The sequence below is a fragment of the Novosphingobium lindaniclasticum LE124 genome, from assembly GCF_000445125.1.
GTDB lineage: Bacteria > Pseudomonadota > Alphaproteobacteria > Sphingomonadales > Sphingomonadaceae > Novosphingobium > Novosphingobium lindaniclasticum.
This window is the reverse complement of record NZ_ATHL01000151.1, coordinates 83,121-99,993: the sequence shown is the minus strand read 5'-3', so window position 1 is coordinate 99,993 and position 16,873 is coordinate 83,121. Positions and strand designations below refer to the sequence as shown.

Here is a 16,873-nt window from a genome sequence, read left to right as displayed (position 1 = left end):
CGGTGCTCAGAAGTGTGCGATCACGCCCGCCATCGGGCGGATGCTGTCGAAGTCGTAGGTTTCGGCCTGGAGGCGCAGGCGGATGCCGCTGTTTCCGGTGATGCCGCCCAGGCCGATGTCCTTCGGACCCACTTCGACGCCGACGCCGTAGATCCAATCCTTTTCATCGCCGTAAGCGCGCTTGCCGTTGACCCACTGGTAGCCTGCCGAAGCGTAGATCAGGCCGCTCTCGCCGGCACGGCCGCCGATGCGGCCCCGGACGCCGTATTCCCAGTCGATGTCGCCGAAGCCCTTCGTCGCATTGCCTTCGGCGCCGACGAAGACCGGTCCAAGCGGAATGTTGACGCCGGCGACGCCGCTGATGAGGGCGCCGTTCATGCGGCCTCCACGGGGAGAGCCGAACTCGCTCTGGCGGGAAAATTCGTGGTAGCCGCCAAGCACGCCGACATAGGGTTCGATCCCGAAGGCACGGGTTCCATCGGGGGCAGTCTCCACCGAAGGATCCTGCGCGTCCTGCGCGAAGGCCGCAGCCGGGAAAGCACTGGTGAGGGCCAGAGCGAACAAGAGCTTCTTCATATCAATCTCCGAGAAAACACACCTGAGTTTCAGTTTTCGAGTGCTTGAACCGCAAACTTCTCTCGGGGTTTCCGCGTAGATTATCGTTTCGTCATAGGTGTGTCATCTAAGCACCACTCCCCGCCGGAGGATATCGGCGCCTAGAGGCGGGCGCGATCGTCGGCCAGGCGCTGGACCAGGCGTTCGATTTCATCGGGATTGAGTATCCAGGTCCGGGTCTTGCGACCGTCTCGAAATGTCGGACGGGTGAGAAGGATCCGCGCCTGCGCCTTGGCGAAAGGCTTGAAGAGCGCGAAGTGCATCACGCAGTCGTGGATCGTGCCGATGATCGGTGTCTTACCGTCAAGGTCGATCAGCGTCGCGGGCTGATCCCAGGGAATGATCGTCATGCGCCCGCGCCTACCGGGCGTTGCCTGAGATGCAAGCGAAGAACGACACCGCCAGGTCGCCGGAGCGTGGATGCGCCGGTGCGTGGATGCGTCTGCGCGGGTGCATGAGCTTCGGGAACCGCCGCCCCCCTCGGCCGCGCGATACCGATCCTGCCCGGCGGGCTTCGAAAATAGCAACGGCCCTGGAACGCCGCCGCCATCGAACTCGTTGCCGCCACGGACGCGAGGGACAGCATGGGCGAGTGATGTGGTGATGAAACGCAGGGTACTACTCGTAGAGGATGAAGACCTGATCCGGCTGGTCGGTGCCGACGCCCTGGAGGAGGCCGGCTACGAAGTCATCGATGCGGCCAATGCCGAGGCCGCGCTGGAGATCCTGAATTCGGCGTCCGAATTCAACGTTCTGTTCACCGATATCAAGATGCCCGGCTCGATGGACGGCATCGCGCTCGCCCGGTTCGTCCACGAGCGCTGGCCCGACATCAAGATCCTGATAACGTCGGGCGATACCTGGCCGCCCAAGGACCTCATCCCCGAGGATGGCCGCTTCCTCCCGAAGCCCTACAGGATCGAACGGCTGCAGGGCGAAGTGGACGATCTCCTGGGATAGCGACCGCAGATCAAGGCGCGAGACCCGGGACGCCGTGCGGCAACCCTTGCGCGCGGCGTCCCGGTGCGCGATCAATCAAAGCCGAGCGCGGCGTCCCGGTGCGCGATCAATCCAGGCCGAGCGCGCCGCGTACGATGTAGTGGAGATCGGTCTGGTCGAGCAGACCGGCGACGTTGGCCGCGCCGGGGCCGTAGGCGGCGATGCGCAGTTGGGTGCCGGTGTGGCCCATCGCGCCTTCCTCGGCCGTGCCGTAGTTGACGGTCATGACGGCGCCGTCCTTGGTGACGAGCGCCTTGGTCAGGCCCGGCGCCTTCGATCCGTTGCTGATGATCTGGCTGGTATGCGCATGGTCGGCCGTGACGATCACCAGGGTATCCCCGTGCTCACGCGCATATTCGAGCGCCACCTGCACCGCTTCGTCGAGATCGACCGTCTCGCCGATTTGGCCGCAAGGGTTGGCGCCGTGGTTCTCCTTGTCGATCGAGGCGCCTTCCACCTGCAGGAAAAAGCCCTTGGGCTTGTCCTTGAGCAGCGCGATGGCCTTGCGGGTCATGGCGGCGAGCGTCGGGATGGCGGCGGTGCGTTCGGGGTTGGCTTCGCACTTGACCGGTGCCTGATCGATATTTCCGTGATAGCTGGCGCGCGGCCCGCGCCAGCGAACCGGCATGTTGCCGGGCGCGAAGAGGCCGAGCAAAGGCGCATCGGCGCCGGCGGCCGTCACGGCCTCCAGTCCGGCAGCATCGCGCACGACCCGGAAGCCGCGGGCCTTGGCCTGCTGGAACAGCGTCTTGCCCTTCCACTTGCCGGCACGCGCCGTCTCGTCGAAAGTCGAAGCGCCGCCGCCGAGCGTCACGTCGGGACGCGCTGCCAGCAATTGCTCGGCGATCGAGCCCGCGCCGCCCGCTTCCAGGGCATCGCCGGGGCAGAACTTCGTGGTCGCTTCCGGCCCGAAGCACTTGCGCTGGGTGACGTGGGCATATTGCGCCGCCGGGGTGGCATCCTCGATATCGGCGGTGGAGACGTCGCCCGTCGCCATGCCGGCGGCCTTGGCGCGCTCCAGCAGCGTGCTGTGCGGCTTGCCCTTCACATCGACGCCGATGGCCCCGTTGTAGCTCTTGACGCCGCTGGCCCAGGCGGTGGCGGAGGCAGCGGAATCGGTGACGTAATCGGGCAGGCCGGTCTTTCGGTCGAGCGAGTAATGCGTGTACTGCCCGGTCACCGGCAGCGCGTCGATGCCCTTGAAATATCCGCCCGCGCCTTCCGCATAGTTGCGGGCGAGCGTGATCTCGGAATCGCCCATGCCGTCGCCGATGAGCAGGATCACGTTGCGCGCCTTGCTGCCGACGAGCTGCTTGCGCAGTGCCTCGGTACGGTCGCCGGAAATGCGACGGGCACCGCCGGCCTGCGTGATGTCGCCCTTGGCCGCGCGCGCGAGATCCGACGCGTCCTGGGCAAGCGCGGGCTGCGCCGCAAGGACCAGCGCGGGCTGCGCCGCAAGGACCAGCGCGGCAACGAGAGGGAGACGAGAAATCATGACGGTTCCTGTAGCTGGGGAAGGCGGCGCGCGTTCGGCCACGCAGGGAAGCTGCGCCCGCAAGGGCGATCACGGGCGCAGCTAGAAGGCCAAAGTGACATCTATTTGACAGTCACGGCGCGCGGGGAGCGAAGCGCCGCCAGCGGCCTCTTACCGTCCGGGGGAGTAGATGACGTGGAAGTAGATCCCGCGCCCGTAGTTGTCCCGCTGCGAGAGCGTGCCGTTGACGTTGCGGCCGTGATACCATTCCGGCGGCGCGCCGAGGACGTTGTCGACTTCGTACTTGAACACGAAATCGCGGCCCACGCCGTGCCACAGCGACAGGTCGACCGAAGCGCGCCCCTTGACGTAGAAGTCGTCCCAAGCCGATGCGCCGACGCTCGTGAGGTAGTCGTGCTGATAGTTCGCCGTCACGCGCAGGGCGCCGTCGATCTGCGGGATCTGGTAGGTCACCGTCATGTTCGCCATCCACTTGGGCTGCTGGAGAACCCGGTCGATCCGGCGCGACAGCGTATCGGTGACGTAGTTCATCCTGCCGAACAGCCGCGTCGCATTGAACGATGCGCCGAGGTTGCTGGCGAAGGGCAGCGAGCGATCGACAAGCGCCAGTTCCAGGCCCTGCACCCGCGAGGTTTCCGCATTCATCGGCTGGCGGATCTGGTTGACCAGGCCGTTCTCCTCCCACTCCGTGGTGAGGGTGAAGATGTCGTCCTTGATCTCCTTGCGGAAGGCGGTGAGCGCGATCAGGGCATCATCCCCGTCGAAGTAATGCTCCAGCGCGAGATCGTAGTTGTTTGCACGGCGCGGCTTGAGATCGGGATTGCCGCGCGTGACGGCACAGCCGGTCACGCCTTCGCCGCAAGTCTCGCTTTCGGCCTGGACCAGGCTGCCGGGCGTCGGCCGGCCGATGGTACGGCTGACCGATCCGCGCACCTTCCACCCGTCCGCAATGTCATGCGTGACATTGAGGGAGGGAAGCCAGTAGCGATACCGTCCGGAAGGGCGCGTGAAATCGGCGGTCAGGGTTCCATCCACGGTCAGCGGCGCGCGTCCCTCGAACGTGGTGTCATCGTATCGCAGGCCCGCAATGACGTGCGTGCTATCGGTACGATAGTGCAGCGAGAGATAGCCGTTCATCACATCCTCGCGGTAGCGATAGTCGGTGATGCGGCTGTAGTGGTCGGAACTTGCGGCATCCTCTGCGGGCGTGCCGCCGTTCCAGTACCGATCGTAGTCCAGCCAGGGCAGGCGCATGCCGTTGCTGCCGTAGTGCGAGTATCCCGGATCGTACATCAGCTGGGTCACGTCGCCCCCTGTCCGGTAGCGCACGCTGTCCACGTCCTTGTCGAGGTCCAGGTGCGTGAACTTCAATCCGGCCACGAAACCGAAGCCGCGCGCGGCCGGTCCGACGTTGTGCGAATAGTCGGCACGCACGTCGAACACGTCCTCCTGCGCCCGGACGTAATTGATGTTGGAGCCGTTGAGCAGATAGCGGCTGGCGAAGGCGTCGCCGGTGAAGCTGGTCATCTGCGGAAGACCCTTCATACTATAGGAATAGTACAGTTCATGACCCGGAGCGGTACGCACGCGCGTCCAGTATTCGTCATCGTCATAGCTTTCACGGGTGTAGCCGGCCCTCACCGAGAATGCGGAATCGGCACCGGCATCCCAGTCGAACCCGTAGATGAGCCCGCTCGCGGTGCGGTCCCACTGGTTGTAGCGGACGACGGACTGGACGTAGTCCACCCGCACCGTGCCGGTGGTATCGGTGCGATCGGTGACGGCCCGCGTATTGCCCATGACGTCGCTGGAGTTCATCGTCGAGGACTCCCTGCGGTTGTACATGTAGCCCATGAGATAGGTCGAAATTGCCGGGCTGGCCTGCCATTCCAGCTTGAGCGATCCGCCCAGGTTGCGAATGGCGTTGGAATAGTCGCCGAAGGCGAACTTGGTCAGACCGTCGCGCCCGTCCCAGCCGAGTTCCGGGTCCGGTCCGGCGATCACGGCCCCGGCATCGTTGAAGTAGGTGCGCCGGTCCGGCCAGTTCTTGTTGGAGTTGCGGACGCGGTCCTGATAACGGGCGGTGACGACGACGCCGAACTGGCCTTCCGAACCGAAGCGATCGGCGAAGGCGGTCTTCAGCCCCTGCCCCCAATGCGCCCGCGTGGAGCCGCCGGAATTCTCCCCGGCCGGGCCCCGAAAGGTCGAGTAGATGCCGTAACCGTCGAGCATGAAGTAGGGCGCGGAAGCCTTGAGTGCCGATCGCGTGACGATGTTCGTCAGGCCGCCGATGGCTGCGGAATCCTGCTCGGCGGTGAAGGCCTTGAACACGTCGACCCGCTGCGAGATGTCGGCGGGTACGAGTTGCAGGTTGACCCGCCGCGTACCGGCGCCGTTCTCGCCAAGGGTGGCGAGCGTAAGGCCGTCGATGGTGGTCATGTTCAGGTCGGCGGAAAGGCCGCGAATGGTGATGTAGCGCGGTTCGTCGCCATCCCCCTCGAAGCTGACGCCGGGCACCTGCATCACCATCGAGGCGATGGAATTGTCTCCGGTCGGCGCCTCGATGTCGTCGTAGGAGATCGAATCGACGATGACCGGGCTTTCCTTCTTCACGTCCACCGGCTGGTAGCCGTACTTCACGCCGAGAACCTCGATAGTGTTCATCTCCGCCTCCTCGGACGAGGACTGCGCAGGGATGGCACTGGCGGCGGTCTGGGCCCGGGCGGCGGACTGGGCTGACAGCGCCAGTGCCAATGCGCCGGACGCGCAGCCGATCATGAAACGTTTCATCGAAAAAATACCCCTGGATTGAGAATGGTAATGGGAGACACGCGCGCGTCTCCGGGCGCCGCGAAGCGCTGCCCGCGGCCGGATGGACTGGATCGGGCGAGCCTTGGTCAGGCCCGGATGGAAAGGGTCGTCAGCTTCTGAGAAGTCCCGGCCGTCCCCGCTCGGCAACGAAGCTGGCGAAAGTCGAAAGCCTGCCGTCGGGCCGCATGACGCTGTCGAGCACCTTGAGGTCTCCGCGCCAGGTGTCGCGGGTTACATCGCACAGGACGTAGCCGCGCCGGTCGGTGATGGCCTTGAGGCACGCGTTCCCGGCGACCGAACGATGATAGGCATCGCCTTCGCCGACGCCGTCCGACCCGGATGTGATGGACGTGGCGAGGAACTCGGCGGCGACCGCCCGCCCCTCGCCGCCGTCGCGCAGAAGATCCCCCGCGAAGTGCCGATGCGCGTCGCCGCTGACCGTCACGACATTGGTAAGGCGGCGGTCTGCGATATGGCCGAGCAGGCGCTCGCGGCTATGCAGATAACCGGACCACTGGTCCATCGAATACCCCGCCGCGCCGCCGCCTGCCGGCGTCACGGCAAGCTGCATGAGCATGACCTGTTGGGCGATCATCTGCCAGCGCGCATCGCTCCGCGCGAGACCCTCGAACAACCAGGCCTCCTGCCGGTCTCCCAGCATGGTCCGCTGGGCCGAGCGCACTTCCGCGTCGATCGGCCCGTCCTTGCCGCCGCGTGCCTGAGGACTGCGATATTGGCGGGTGTCGAGGAAATGAGCGTCCAGCAGGTCGCCGAAACGTGCGCGGCGGAACATCTGCATGTGCCCTGCCTGCGGCATCGAGGATCGCCGCAGCGGCATGTGCTCGTAATAGGCCTGCATCGCGGCGGCGCGGCGGAAGGCAAAGACCTCGGGCGCGGTTCCGTCCTGGTCGCGGTCGTTCGCCCAGTTGTTGTCGATCTCGTGATCGTCGAAGCTCACGAACCAGGGTGCGGCGGCATGGGCCGCCTGAAGATCGTGATCCGACTTGTAGAGCGCGTAACGCCGCCGGTAATCGTCCAGCGAGTAGATCTCGTCGCCCAGGTGACGGCGCAGCGGCGAGAACGGCCTGCCGTTCATCAAGCGGGAGCCCGCGCCGGTGTCGCGCCCTTCGTAGATGTAGTCGCCGTAGTGGAACACGAAATCGACCGGCTCCTCCGCGATGCGGCGCCAGGCGGTATAGTGGCCTTCCTCGTAGTGCTGGCAGCCGGCTACGGCAAAGCGCACGCGGTCCTTGGGCGCACCGGGCAGCGGGAGAGTCGCTCCGCGTCCAGGCAGGCTGCGCTCGGTGCCGCAGCGGAACCGGTACCAATAGGGCCGGTCGGGCTGGAGGCCGCTCACTTCGACATGGACGGAGTGCGCCAGTTCCGGGTGCGCGATCGCCTCGCCTTTCGCCACGACCGCGCGGAACGCCTCGTCAGCCGCCACTTCCCAGGCGACCGGCACCGGCGCCATGATCATGCCGCCGCCCGGCTGGAGCGGCTCGGGCGCAAGCCGCGTCCAGATGACGAAGCCGTCCGGCGATGGGTCGCCCGAAGCGACGCCGAGTTGGAAAGGCGGAACGAGGAACGCCGGGTTCTCGCGCAAGTTGCGGGGAATGGCCGCCCTGGCGCCGCCGGCGGCGAGGCTGCCGCCTGCGAACGCCAGGCCGGCGAGAACGGAACGGCGATCTGGGCCGGTCATGGGTGATCCTTGAATGAAGAGGGGTGAAGGAAGAGGCTCAGAAATTCCAGGTGCCGACAAGGCGGAAGGTGCGACCGAAGATCGGACGGCCGAAGCCGACCACATTGGTTCCCTGTCCGGTCAGGGCGTCCACCCGGGGATTGCCTTCGGTGATGCCGATCTCGTTGGTGAGGTTGGTCACCGTACCCTGGAGGTCGAAATCGCCGATGCGCGCCGTGATGCCCAGGTCGAGAACGGTATAGGCTGGCAACTTGGTGCTGTTCAGCGCGTCGACATAGCGCCGCCCCGTGTGGGCCACCGTGCCGTAGAACGTCATCGGGACCGGGCCCAGATCGAAGAACACGGTCGGCGTCACGCGCGCGATCACTTCGGGCACGCGCGAGGGCAGCTTGCCGTCGTAGATCTCGCCCAGATTGCCGTAGCGCCCTTCCTGGAGATCACGCTGGCGCGGACGCTGCACGGTTACGCTGCCGCTCAGTTCGAAGGCTTCCACCGGGCGCCACACGGCCTCGCTTTCGATGCCGTAGACCTTCAGCTTGCCCCAATAAGTCGAGGATTCGTTGGTGCCCGTGAGCGGATTGACCGTCGGCCCGCTGATCGAGAGCCGGTTGAAGTCGCTGTAGAAGCCGGTGGCGAAAAGCGAAAACGTGGGACTGTTGTACTTCACCCCCAGTTCCGCCCCGGTGATCTCGTCGTCGGGATTGGCGCTGTCCGTCACCGTTGCCCAGACGTTGCGGCTGCGGAACGACTTGGTGAAGCGGCTGAACACGGCGAAGCGGCGGCTGAACTCATAGTTCGCGCCGATGGTCCAGGCCTGGTTGTCGGCCTTGTCTCTATAGATCGCCGTCCGGCCGCTGTTGCCCTGGACCGCGTCGTCCGCCATGGTCGTCGGGTCGCCGAGATTGCGCGTCTCGGTCAGCCAGCGCACGCCGGTCTGGTCGTACCACTCGTTGCGAAAGCCCAGATCGATGCTGAGCGCCTCGCTTACCTGCCAGGCGTCCGCGATGTAGACGGCGTAGCGATCGGACTCCGCGCGGCCGCCGATGTAGTAGGAACCGTAGCGCAGGAAGCCGTTGTCGGTCACCGATCCCAGCACGGTTCCGGCGGCATCCAGCGCCAGGAGGTCCAGGCGCCGCCGGTCTTGCCCCACTTCGTGCAGCGAATCCTGCAGGAGCCGCTGGTGCCGCAGCGTCGCGCGCGAATAGCTGAGCCCGGCCGTCAGCGTGTGACGGCCCGGCCCGAACCCGAAGACGTCCTTGCTGAGCCGGAAGTCGTCGATCACGCTGGTGCCCTTCATCGGCACATAGCGATAGGATTGTTCCGTCACCAACCCGCGCGAGCCGCTGGGATCCCAGGCGACCCGGCCGCCGTCCGCACCGCGTGCATCGGCAAGAACGTAGCGCAGTTCCGACACGCCTGCGCCGAAGGCGCCGCGCGCCGCTTGCAGCTTGTTGGCGGCATAAGTGCGGTAGTCGGACAGCCCGGTGGTGGAGAACAGCGTGTCGAGGTCGATCGTCGCCCGGAGATAACGCAGCTTGTTGGAGACCGACCAGCCACCGCCCAGGTCGATGTCGAAGTCGAGCCCGGTCATGAAGGCCCTGGCATGGCGCCCATCGGCCAGATCTCGCTGGAAGCTCTGCCCCTGCGATCCGGTGAAGGTCGGCAGCACATAGCTCCGGTTGGCGTTGGACAGCATCGTCCCGCGCAGCGGATCGACCAGCCCGGCCAGCGAACTGCCGTCGCGCGGGTCCTTCAGCGGTATCGGCAGGTAGAAGGCATTGGTCTCGTCGATGTACTTGGCATAAGCGGTCAGTTCGCCGCTCGCGAAGCGGCGGGTCAGGTTGACGCGAAACTGGCCGCCTTTGTCGGTCGTATAGCCGGGATTGCGATAACCGTCGCTCACCCGGATGAAGCCGCCGGCCGCGTAGTACCAGTCGCCACCCAGCGGCCCCGAGGCGAACCCGTCCAGGCGCTTCTGGCCCCGGTCCTCCACCGTCACCCGCAGCGCCCCCTTCGCCTCTTCCCCGCCTTTGCGGGTGATGTAGTTGATGACGCCGGCCGGCGCATTGCTGGTGAAGATCGGCGCGGAACCGAAGCGAACCGCCTCCACCCGCTCGGTCATGATGTCGAGCCGCAGCAGGGAATCGCCGTTGAGATAGATCTCGTTGGGGTCCTGGAACAGCAGCATGCCGTCTTCCTGCAAGGCCAGGAAACGCGTCCCGTCGGTGCCGGGCAGCCCGCGCGCGGATATGTTGTTGTTGGACTCGCCGCCGGACGCCTCGGCGTAGAAGCCGGGAATCTTGCCGATGAGGTCCGCCGTGCTCTGGGGCGCGGATTTCACGACTTGCGCCTGATCTAGCGTCGAGACGGCATAGGAAGTCTTGAACTTGCTGGTCTTCGCCGCGACGCCGGTGACGACGATCTCGCCGCCATACAGTCCTTCCGCGATGTCAACTGTCCGCGCCGGCTCCGGCTTCACCACGATCGCACCCGATGCGCCGATGCCGTAAGTGAGCCCGGTTCCCTTGAGCAGGCGGTCCAGCGCCTGTCGGACGCTCATCGTCCCGCTGACCTCGACCGATCGCTTGCCCGCGACATTGTCGGAGCGGAACAGGATGTCCGTTCCCGATTGCCGCGAGAGCTCCTCGAGAGCGCTGCCCAGGGGCTGGGCGCGGACATCCAGAGTGGAGCGCGCACCTTGCGCCAGCGCCTGGCTTGCAGGAGCCGTGAGGCAGGCAAGCGCCAGCGAGCAGCTCATGAGCCGAATGAAGCCATGTTTCACGTCGATTTGCCCCGCACACTATGTTGGCGGCCAAGCGGCCGTGCCGCATCGACGAATGAACCCTGGTTTTCCCCACCCCTGCGGACGAGAAAAAATCGTCTTTATCTCGCGATGACGATGCGATCGCCCGAAACCGCCAGCTGCACCGGCAAAAGTTCCTCCACGCTGCGCGCGAAACGCACGTTGTCGCCCACCGTGTAGACGCCGCTGATGCGCAGGGAAGAGACCTGCGGATCCGTCACCACGAGTTTCTGGAGGCTGTAGCGATTCATCTGCGCGGCGGCGGAAGCGAGCGTTTCGTCGCGGAAGGCCAGGCGGCCGGATTGCCAGGCGCTCATGTCGCGCATGTCCGGCCGGTCACGCCCGGTGCCCGCGCTGCCGCTGCGAAAGCGCTCGCCGGAAGCGAGGCGCAGATCGTTCTCGCGTGAGCCCCGGATCGTCGCGACCCCGTCTATGGCCACGAAGGCGAGATCCTCGGCCTCGCGCTCCACGTCGAACTTGCCGCGCGTCGCCACCAGCTCGCTCTGTCCCGCGGAGACGACGAAAGGCAGGCTGCCGGACGCGATATCCAGATGCACGCGGCCGTGCGCAAGCCAGAGCAGCCGCTGCGTCCAGGACGTGCGGAAACGCAGGGAAGTTGCCGTGTCGACGAAGAGATGCGAACCGTCGGGCAAAGTGATGCGTTTCTGTTCGCCGATGCCGGTCTCGATCGCCTGGGCCTTGCCCGAAGACAATGCGACCACACCGGTTCCCGTCAAGGCGACGGCGGCGAGCCCGGCCAGGACCTGACGGCGCTCCAGGACCGCCGGGCGCAAGGGCACCCGCACGATATCGTCGCGCACGCCGCCCACCGCGTCCCATACGGCCGAGGCATGTTCGAAGCGGCCGGCATTCCGGGGATCGCCCTCCAGCCATTGCCGGAAAGCGCGATCGTCCGCTTCCGAGCGATCTTCGGCATGAAGCCGGGCGACCCACTGCGAGGCTTCCTGGAAACGATCCTGCGACATCGCTGCGCTCACCAGCCCTCGGTCCATTCGGAGAGGGATTGCATCGCCTTGGCGACGTGTTTCTCCACCGCGCTCATGCTGATGCCCAGGTGCTCGGCAATCTCGCGGTACTTCAATCCATCCAGGCGGTGCATAAGAAATATCTCGCGCGATCGGGGCGACAGCCGGTCCAGCCCTTCCTTTACGCGAGCGAGTCTCTGCCGGGCAATCAACATCTCGTCCTGCAAGGGAGAACGGTCGCAGACCTGCAAGGTCTGGAGATCCATCGCCTGCGGAGCGGCGGGATGGCGCGACCGCCGGAAGTCGTCGCGCGCCTGGTTGACCGCCGAACGGACAAGGAAAGCCTCCGGACGCGCCACGGCACGATCGGCTTTCTCGGCCATGCGCAGATAGGAACTGTGCAACAGATCCTCTGCATCGTCGCGCCGCGTCAATCTGGCCACCTGGCGCTGAAGCTGCTGCCAGCTTGCGCCCAGCATCTCGAATTTCATTCCCGCGCCTCCGTGGCCGGGCGAGTAGCGGCGCTTTATCACGATCTTATGACAGCTTTTCGCGTGGGTGCAGGGCGGCGCGGCCGGTCGGCCTGCCCGGCGGAGCTGCCGGAAAGTCGCGCGGATGGGCGGTCCTATACCATTGGTTGGTTTCGTCGCCCCGCCCGTTGAGCCAAACGAGTGCAGCGCCGCCGAGGTGCTAGCAGCAGTTCACTGCTTTTCTACTTAGTAGAACATTCAATATAGTTTTATCCGGCTTTTTAGAAGCCCGTTTCCGTCTAAAAACGATCTCACCGGGCACGGATGCCCAACAGGAGGAACCCTACGATGACGCTCACCGCCACCGCCACTCCGGGCAAGTCGCTGATCTCGCCGGACAACCATGCGCTTGTCCTGATCGATTTCCAGTCGCAGATGGCCTTTGCCACCAAGTCGATCTCGGCCGAGCTGCTGCGCAACAATGCGGCGCTGATCTCGCGCGGTGCCAAGTCGTTCGGCGTGCCCACGATCCTCACCACGGTTGCCGAGAAGAGCTTCTCGGGCCCGATGTTCGACGAGATCACCGACGCTTTTCCGGGCCAGGAACTGCTCGACCGCACCAGCATGAACACCTGGGAAGACGAAGCGGTGATCTGCGAGATCAACCGCATCGCCAAGCCGCGCATCGTCTTTGCCGGCCTGTGGACCTCGGTCTGCATCGTCGGCCCGGTCGCATCGGCCATCGACCAGGGCTTCGAGGCCTATGTCATCACCGACGCCTGCGGCGACATCTCCACCGAAGCCCATGAACGCGCCGTGGAACGCATGATCCAGCTCGGCGCCGTGCCGATGACCTCGCTCCAGTACCTGCTCGAACTGCAGCGCGACTGGGCCCGCACCGAGACTTACGACAGCACCACCGGCATCGCCAAGGTCTGGGGCGGCGCTTACGGCCTGGGCATCAAGTACGCCAAGACCATGTTCGGCGCGTCGGAAGGCGGTCACTGATCCGAAGCTCGGGACCGGGGAGCCGCACTCTTCCCGACCGGCCCTCACCGCGAGGCTTTCCGGTCCCTTCCTTCGCCCCCCACTCCAACCTTATCCCGTCATCCTGAACTTGTTCCAGGATGACGGGGCCGAGAATGGAAAGACCTCTTCCGTCTCACAGAGGCGAAAACGAACGTTCGAGGAAACCCGAAGCCATGAAACCCTACCTTCTCTCGATTGCCGCCGGGCTGCTGGTGGGCGTGGTCTACAGCTTCCTCGGCGTCCGTTCGCCCGCCCCGCCGATGATCGCCCTGCTCGGGTTGCTCGGCATCCTGCTCGGCGAGCAGATCGTGCCGCTGGCCAGGAAGGTCTGGGCGCAGGAGGAAGTCGCTCACTTCGTGAAGACCGACTGCCGCAAACATGTGCTGGGCCGCCTGCCGGGAGACAAGTCCCCCTGCCGCACCTCCGATCACGCTTCCGACTCCGGGACCGAGGCATGATCACCCGCCGCCAGACCCTTGCCGGAGCGGCCGCCACTTCGCTCCTGCCCTCGCTATTTTCTCAAACCGCCCGATCCAAGGAAGCCGCCATGACCGACACGATCATCATCAACGCCAAGGTCACCACGCTCGACCGCGAGAACCCGCAGGCCGAGGCCGTGGTCATTCGCGACGGCAAGTTCCTGACCGTCGGCAGCGAACGGGAAGCGCGCGAGGCCGCCGCGCCTGGCGCCGAAGTGATCGACGCCAAGGGCCGCCGCCTGATCCCCGGCCTGATCGACAGCCACATGCACATCATCCGCGGCGGTCTGAACTTCAACATGGAGCTGCGCTGGGACGGCGTGCCGACCCTGGCCGATGCCATGGCCATGCTGAAGAAGCAGGTCGACAACACCCCCGCCCCGCAGTGGGTGCGGGTCGTCGGCGGCTTTACCGAGCACCAGTTTGCCGAGAAGCGCCTGCCGACCATCGCCGAACTCAACGCCGTCGCCCCCGACACCCCGGTGTTCATCCTGCATCTCTACGACCGCGCGCTGCTCAATGCCGCGGCGCTGCGCGTCGTGGGTTATACCAAGGACACGCCCAACCCGCCAGGCGGCGAGATCGTGCGCGATGCCAGCGGCAACCCCACCGGCCTGCTGCTCGCCCAACCCAATGCGACGATCCTCTATTCCACGCTCGCCAAGGGTCCCAAGCTGCCGCAGGAGTATCAGGTCAACTCCACCCGCCACTTCATGCGCGAAGTGAACGCGCTGGGCGTGACCGGCGTGATCGACGCGGGCGGCGGCTTCCAGAACTATCCCGACGACTACGAGATCATCGAGAAGCTCCACGCCGAGGACCAGCTGACCGTGCGCATCAGCTACAACCTCTTCACGCAGAAGCCAAAGGAGGAACTGGCGGACTTTGCGGGCTGGGTGAAGCAGGTCACCCCGGGCCAGGGCGACGACACCTATCGCCACAACGGCGCGGGCGAGATGCTGGTCTATTCCGCCGCCGACTTCGAGGACTTCCGCCAGCCCCGCCCGGACATGGCGCCCAGCATGGAAGGCGACCTCGAACCCGTCATCCGCCTGCTCGCCGAGCACCGCTGGCCCTGGCGCCTCCACGCCACGTATGACGAGACCATCGGCCGCGCGCTCGACGTCTACGAGAAGGTCAACCGCGACATCCCGCTGGAAGGCATCAACTGGTTCTTCGACCATGCCGAGACCATTTCCGACCGCAATATCGACCGTATCGCCGCGCTGGGCGGCGGCATTGCCGTGCAGCACCGCATGGCCTATCAGGGCGAGGACTTCGTCGAGCGCTACGGCGCCAAGGCGGCCGAGCGCACCCCGCCGATCGCCAAGATGATCTCCGCCGGCATTCCCGTGGGCGCCGGCACCGACGCCACCCGTGTCGCCAGCTACAACCCGTGGGTTTCGCTCTCGTGGCTGGTTTCGGGCCGCACCGTCGGCGGCCTGCGTCTCTACCCCAACGCCAACCGCGTCAGCCGAGAAAAGGCGCTGGCCATGTGGACGCACGAGAACACCTGGTTCTCGAACGAAGTGGGCAAGAAGGGGCAGATCAAGGCCGGCCAGCTTGCCGACCTCGCGCTGCTCTCCGATGACTTCTTCGCGGTGCCCGAGCACGACATCGTCCACATCCGCTCGGTGCTGACCGTGCTCGGCGGCAAGGTGGTGCATGGCGAAGGCGACTACCGCCCGCTCGCGCCGCAGCTGCCCCGCCCGATGCCAGACTGGTCGCCGGTCGCCACTTTCGGCGGCTATTACCAGACGCCCGAAGCCCAGCAGAAGCTCGCCTCGGCCTGCGGCTGCGCCAGCGCCTGCGGCGTGCACGGCCACGACCATGCCGCCGCGCTCGGCGCCAACGTGCCCGCCGCCGATGTCCAGACCTTCTGGGGCTCGCTCGGCTGCGGCTGCTGGGCCGTCTGATCCGCCGCGTCGTCCCGGACTGAGTCCGGGACTGCTGCCTGCGCCGCGCCTTGCTCGCGGCGAAGTGCCAAAAGAACTGCTCGCGGTCCCGGATCCAGTCCGGGACGACGATGAAACACGTCCACCAGAGGAGCCCCTTATGAAGCGCTTCACCTTCCTGATCGCCGCCGCCGTGCTGACCGCAACTCCAGCCCTGGCCGCCGCCAAATCCGCGCCCGCTGCGGACTACGCGGTTGGCGCGCAGTACGACACGACCCACGTCTACGTGCCGCAGGACCAGTTCGACACCTTCGTCTCCAGCTTCGTCGCCACGTTCGGCGGAACCACCAGCAAGCAGGGCGAGTTCCAGGTCACGCCGACCAAGAGCCTCACCAAGTCGCAGCTGGTGCTGACGCCTGTCGGCACCGTTTCGGTATTCGGCTTCAAGACGCCGATCCCCTACCCCTTCGGCGATGAGCGCACCGGCTATCTGGTGACCGACCTCGACGCCGCGGTGAAGTCAGCCGTGGGCCATGGCGCCGTGCGCCGCCTGGAGACCTTCCCCGATCCGATCGGCCGGGACTCGGTGATCCAGTGGCCGGGCGGCGTGAACATGCAGCTCTACTGGCACACCGCCAAGCCCAGCTACACCGCGCTGGCAACAGTGCCGGAAAACCGCGTCTACCTCACCGCCGATGCCGCCGACACCTTCCTCAAGGGCTGGGCCGGCTTCGCCCACGCCAAGGTCACCGCCGACGACAAGGCCGCCGATGGCGCCGAGATCGGCGAACCCGGCAAGACGATCCGCCGCGTGGCGCTCACCAGCGGCTACGGCAAGATGGTGGTCTACGTCTCGGACGGCCAGCTGCCCTGGCCCTATGGCCGCGACATGACCGGCTATGCGGTGAGCGACCTCGACGCGACGCTCGCCAAGGCTTCGGCGGCGGGCGTGGAGACGCTGGTGGCGCCGTTCCAGGCGAACAAACGCCGGAGCGCCATCGTGCGCTTCCCCGGGGGCTACATCGCCGAGATCCACTCCGATAAGGCGAACTGAGCCATGTCCGGCACCGGTACGCCCAAACTCGTCGCATCGGTGCTGGACTTCGCGCCGACCGGCTTTCTTGCCCGCCTCCTGCTGGTGAGCGCCTACCTCGTGGGCGGCATCGCCAAGCTGGGCGACTGGCCTGCCGCCCTGGCGGAGCAGGCGCACTTCGGCCTGACGCCGCCTGCGCTCTGGGCCGCCCTGACCATTGCCATCGAGCTGATCGCCCCGCTGCTCATCCTCTCGGGCCGCCTGGTGTGGCTGGGTGCGGGCATGCTCGGCGTGTTCACGTTCTTCGCCGCGATCCTCGCCAATGCCTTCTGGGCCATGCCCGAGGGGCCGGAGCGCTTCGCGGCCACCAATGCGTTCTTCGAACACATGGGCCTGGTCGGCGCTTTCGTGCTGCTGGCGAGCCTGGCGCGCGGGGAGAAGAAAGGTGCCTGATCTCGTCGTCCCGGATTCGATCCGGGACCGCTGGCTGTCGTTAGGCGCAGGCCCGCGAACAGGGCGCGGCTCGGCCAGCGGTCCCGGATCGAGTCCGGGACGACGC

General features: G+C 66.1%; 14 protein-coding genes. 6 read left to right on the top strand and 8 right to left on the bottom strand.

Annotated features, from left to right (window positions below; all coding sequences use genetic code 11):
* Positions 1-6: 6 nt before the first annotated feature.
* Together L284_RS45490 and L284_RS45485 are read right to left on the bottom strand one after the other, a co-directional pair.
* The gene (locus L284_RS45490; RefSeq protein ID WP_021236094.1) at positions 7-576 is read right to left on the bottom strand and encodes an opacity-associated protein; all 570 of its coding nucleotides are present in this window, start codon (positions 574-576) and stop codon (positions 7-9) included.
* A gap of 140 nt (positions 577-716) precedes the next feature.
* Positions 717-965 (bottom strand): hypothetical protein, encoded by a 249-nt coding sequence (locus tag L284_RS45485; RefSeq protein WP_021236093.1) that lies wholly within the window; start codon positions 963-965, stop codon positions 717-719.
* A 253-nt stretch (positions 966-1,218) separates the two neighbouring features.
* Here L284_RS45485 and L284_RS45480 point away from each other — a divergent pair, with 253 nt between their 5' ends.
* On the top strand, positions 1,219-1,575 hold the full coding sequence (locus L284_RS45480; protein ID WP_021236092.1) for a response regulator: 357 nt from the start codon (positions 1,219-1,221) through the stop codon (positions 1,573-1,575).
* A gap of 106 nt (positions 1,576-1,681) precedes the next feature.
* Here L284_RS45480 and phoA read toward each other — a convergent pair whose 3' ends face one another.
* The 6 genes from phoA to L284_RS45450 form a co-directional block, all read right to left on the bottom strand.
* Complete coding sequence (phoA, locus tag L284_RS45475; protein WP_021236091.1) at positions 1,682-3,109, bottom strand: alkaline phosphatase; 1,428 nt, start codon at positions 3,107-3,109, stop codon at positions 1,682-1,684.
* A gap of 150 nt (positions 3,110-3,259) precedes the next feature.
* Positions 3,260-5,899 (bottom strand): TonB-dependent receptor, encoded by a 2,640-nt coding sequence (locus L284_RS45470; RefSeq protein ID WP_021236090.1) that lies wholly within the window; start codon positions 5,897-5,899, stop codon positions 3,260-3,262.
* Positions 5,900-6,029: 130 nt separating this feature from the next.
* Complete coding sequence (locus tag L284_RS45465; RefSeq protein WP_021236089.1) at positions 6,030-7,619, bottom strand: alkaline phosphatase D family protein; 1,590 nt, start codon at positions 7,617-7,619, stop codon at positions 6,030-6,032.
* 37 nt (positions 7,620-7,656) lie between these two features.
* A complete protein-coding gene (locus tag L284_RS45460; RefSeq protein WP_021236088.1) occupies positions 7,657-10,377 on the bottom strand; it encodes a TonB-dependent siderophore receptor in 2,721 nt (906 codons plus the stop codon).
* 125 nt (positions 10,378-10,502) lie between these two features.
* The gene (locus tag L284_RS45455) at positions 10,503-11,420 is read right to left on the bottom strand and encodes a FecR family protein (protein WP_160172158.1); all 918 of its coding nucleotides are present in this window, start codon (positions 11,418-11,420) and stop codon (positions 10,503-10,505) included.
* Positions 11,417-11,899 (bottom strand): sigma-70 family RNA polymerase sigma factor, encoded by a 483-nt coding sequence (locus tag L284_RS45450; RefSeq protein ID WP_021236086.1) that lies wholly within the window; start codon positions 11,897-11,899, stop codon positions 11,417-11,419. The genes L284_RS45455 and L284_RS45450 overlap by 4 nt, the downstream gene beginning before the upstream one ends.
* 327 nt (positions 11,900-12,226) lie before the next feature.
* Here L284_RS45450 and L284_RS45445 point away from each other — a divergent pair, with 327 nt between their 5' ends.
* From L284_RS45445 to L284_RS45425, 5 genes are all read left to right on the top strand, one after another.
* On the top strand, positions 12,227-12,886 hold the full coding sequence (locus L284_RS45445; protein WP_021236085.1) for a hydrolase: 660 nt from the start codon (positions 12,227-12,229) through the stop codon (positions 12,884-12,886).
* A 194-nt stretch (positions 12,887-13,080) separates the two neighbouring features.
* The gene (locus tag L284_RS45440) at positions 13,081-13,365 is read left to right on the top strand and encodes a DUF1427 family protein (RefSeq protein WP_021236084.1); all 285 of its coding nucleotides are present in this window, start codon (positions 13,081-13,083) and stop codon (positions 13,363-13,365) included.
* 89 nt (positions 13,366-13,454) lie between these two features.
* Positions 13,455-15,302: an amidohydrolase gene (locus tag L284_RS45435; RefSeq protein WP_031343212.1), complete on the top strand. Its 1,848-nt coding sequence runs from the start codon at positions 13,455-13,457 to the stop codon at positions 15,300-15,302.
* Between the two features lie 139 nt (positions 15,303-15,441).
* Positions 15,442-16,335: a VOC family protein gene (locus tag L284_RS45430; protein WP_021236082.1), complete on the top strand. Its 894-nt coding sequence runs from the start codon at positions 15,442-15,444 to the stop codon at positions 16,333-16,335.
* 3 nt (positions 16,336-16,338) lie between these two features.
* Positions 16,339-16,767, top strand: coding sequence for a DoxX family protein (locus tag L284_RS45425; RefSeq protein WP_021236081.1), 429 nt, complete (start codon positions 16,339-16,341; stop codon positions 16,765-16,767).
* Positions 16,768-16,873: the final 106 nt, after the last annotated feature.

Excerpts from the sequence above, each read along its gene's own strand:
- L284_RS45490 (WP_021236094.1), bottom strand. The coding sequence starts at position 576 with ATGAAGAAGCTCTTGTTCGCTCTGGCCCTCACCAGTGCTTTCCCGGCT.
- L284_RS45485 (WP_021236093.1), bottom strand. The coding sequence starts at position 965 with ATGACGATCATTCCCTGGGATCAGCCCGCGACGCTGATCGACCTTGAC.
- L284_RS45480 (WP_021236092.1), top strand. The coding sequence starts at position 1,219 with ATGAAACGCAGGGTACTACTCGTAGAGGATGAAGACCTGATCCGGCTG.
- phoA (WP_021236091.1), bottom strand. The coding sequence starts at position 3,109 with ATGATTTCTCGTCTCCCTCTCGTTGCCGCGCTGGTCCTTGCGGCGCAG.
- L284_RS45470 (WP_021236090.1), bottom strand. The coding sequence starts at position 5,899 with ATGAAACGTTTCATGATCGGCTGCGCGTCCGGCGCATTGGCACTGGCG.
- L284_RS45465 (WP_021236089.1), bottom strand. The coding sequence starts at position 7,619 with ATGACCGGCCCAGATCGCCGTTCCGTTCTCGCCGGCCTGGCGTTCGCA.
- L284_RS45460 (WP_021236088.1), bottom strand. The coding sequence starts at position 10,377 with ATGAGCTGCTCGCTGGCGCTTGCCTGCCTCACGGCTCCTGCAAGCCAG.
- L284_RS45450 (WP_021236086.1), bottom strand. The coding sequence starts at position 11,899 with ATGAAATTCGAGATGCTGGGCGCAAGCTGGCAGCAGCTTCAGCGCCAG.
- L284_RS45445 (WP_021236085.1), top strand. The coding sequence starts at position 12,227 with ATGACGCTCACCGCCACCGCCACTCCGGGCAAGTCGCTGATCTCGCCG.
- L284_RS45440 (WP_021236084.1), top strand. The coding sequence starts at position 13,081 with ATGAAACCCTACCTTCTCTCGATTGCCGCCGGGCTGCTGGTGGGCGTG.
- L284_RS45435 (WP_031343212.1), top strand. The coding sequence starts at position 13,455 with ATGACCGACACGATCATCATCAACGCCAAGGTCACCACGCTCGACCGC.
- L284_RS45430 (WP_021236082.1), top strand. The coding sequence starts at position 15,442 with ATGAAGCGCTTCACCTTCCTGATCGCCGCCGCCGTGCTGACCGCAACT.
- L284_RS45425 (WP_021236081.1), top strand. The coding sequence starts at position 16,339 with ATGTCCGGCACCGGTACGCCCAAACTCGTCGCATCGGTGCTGGACTTC.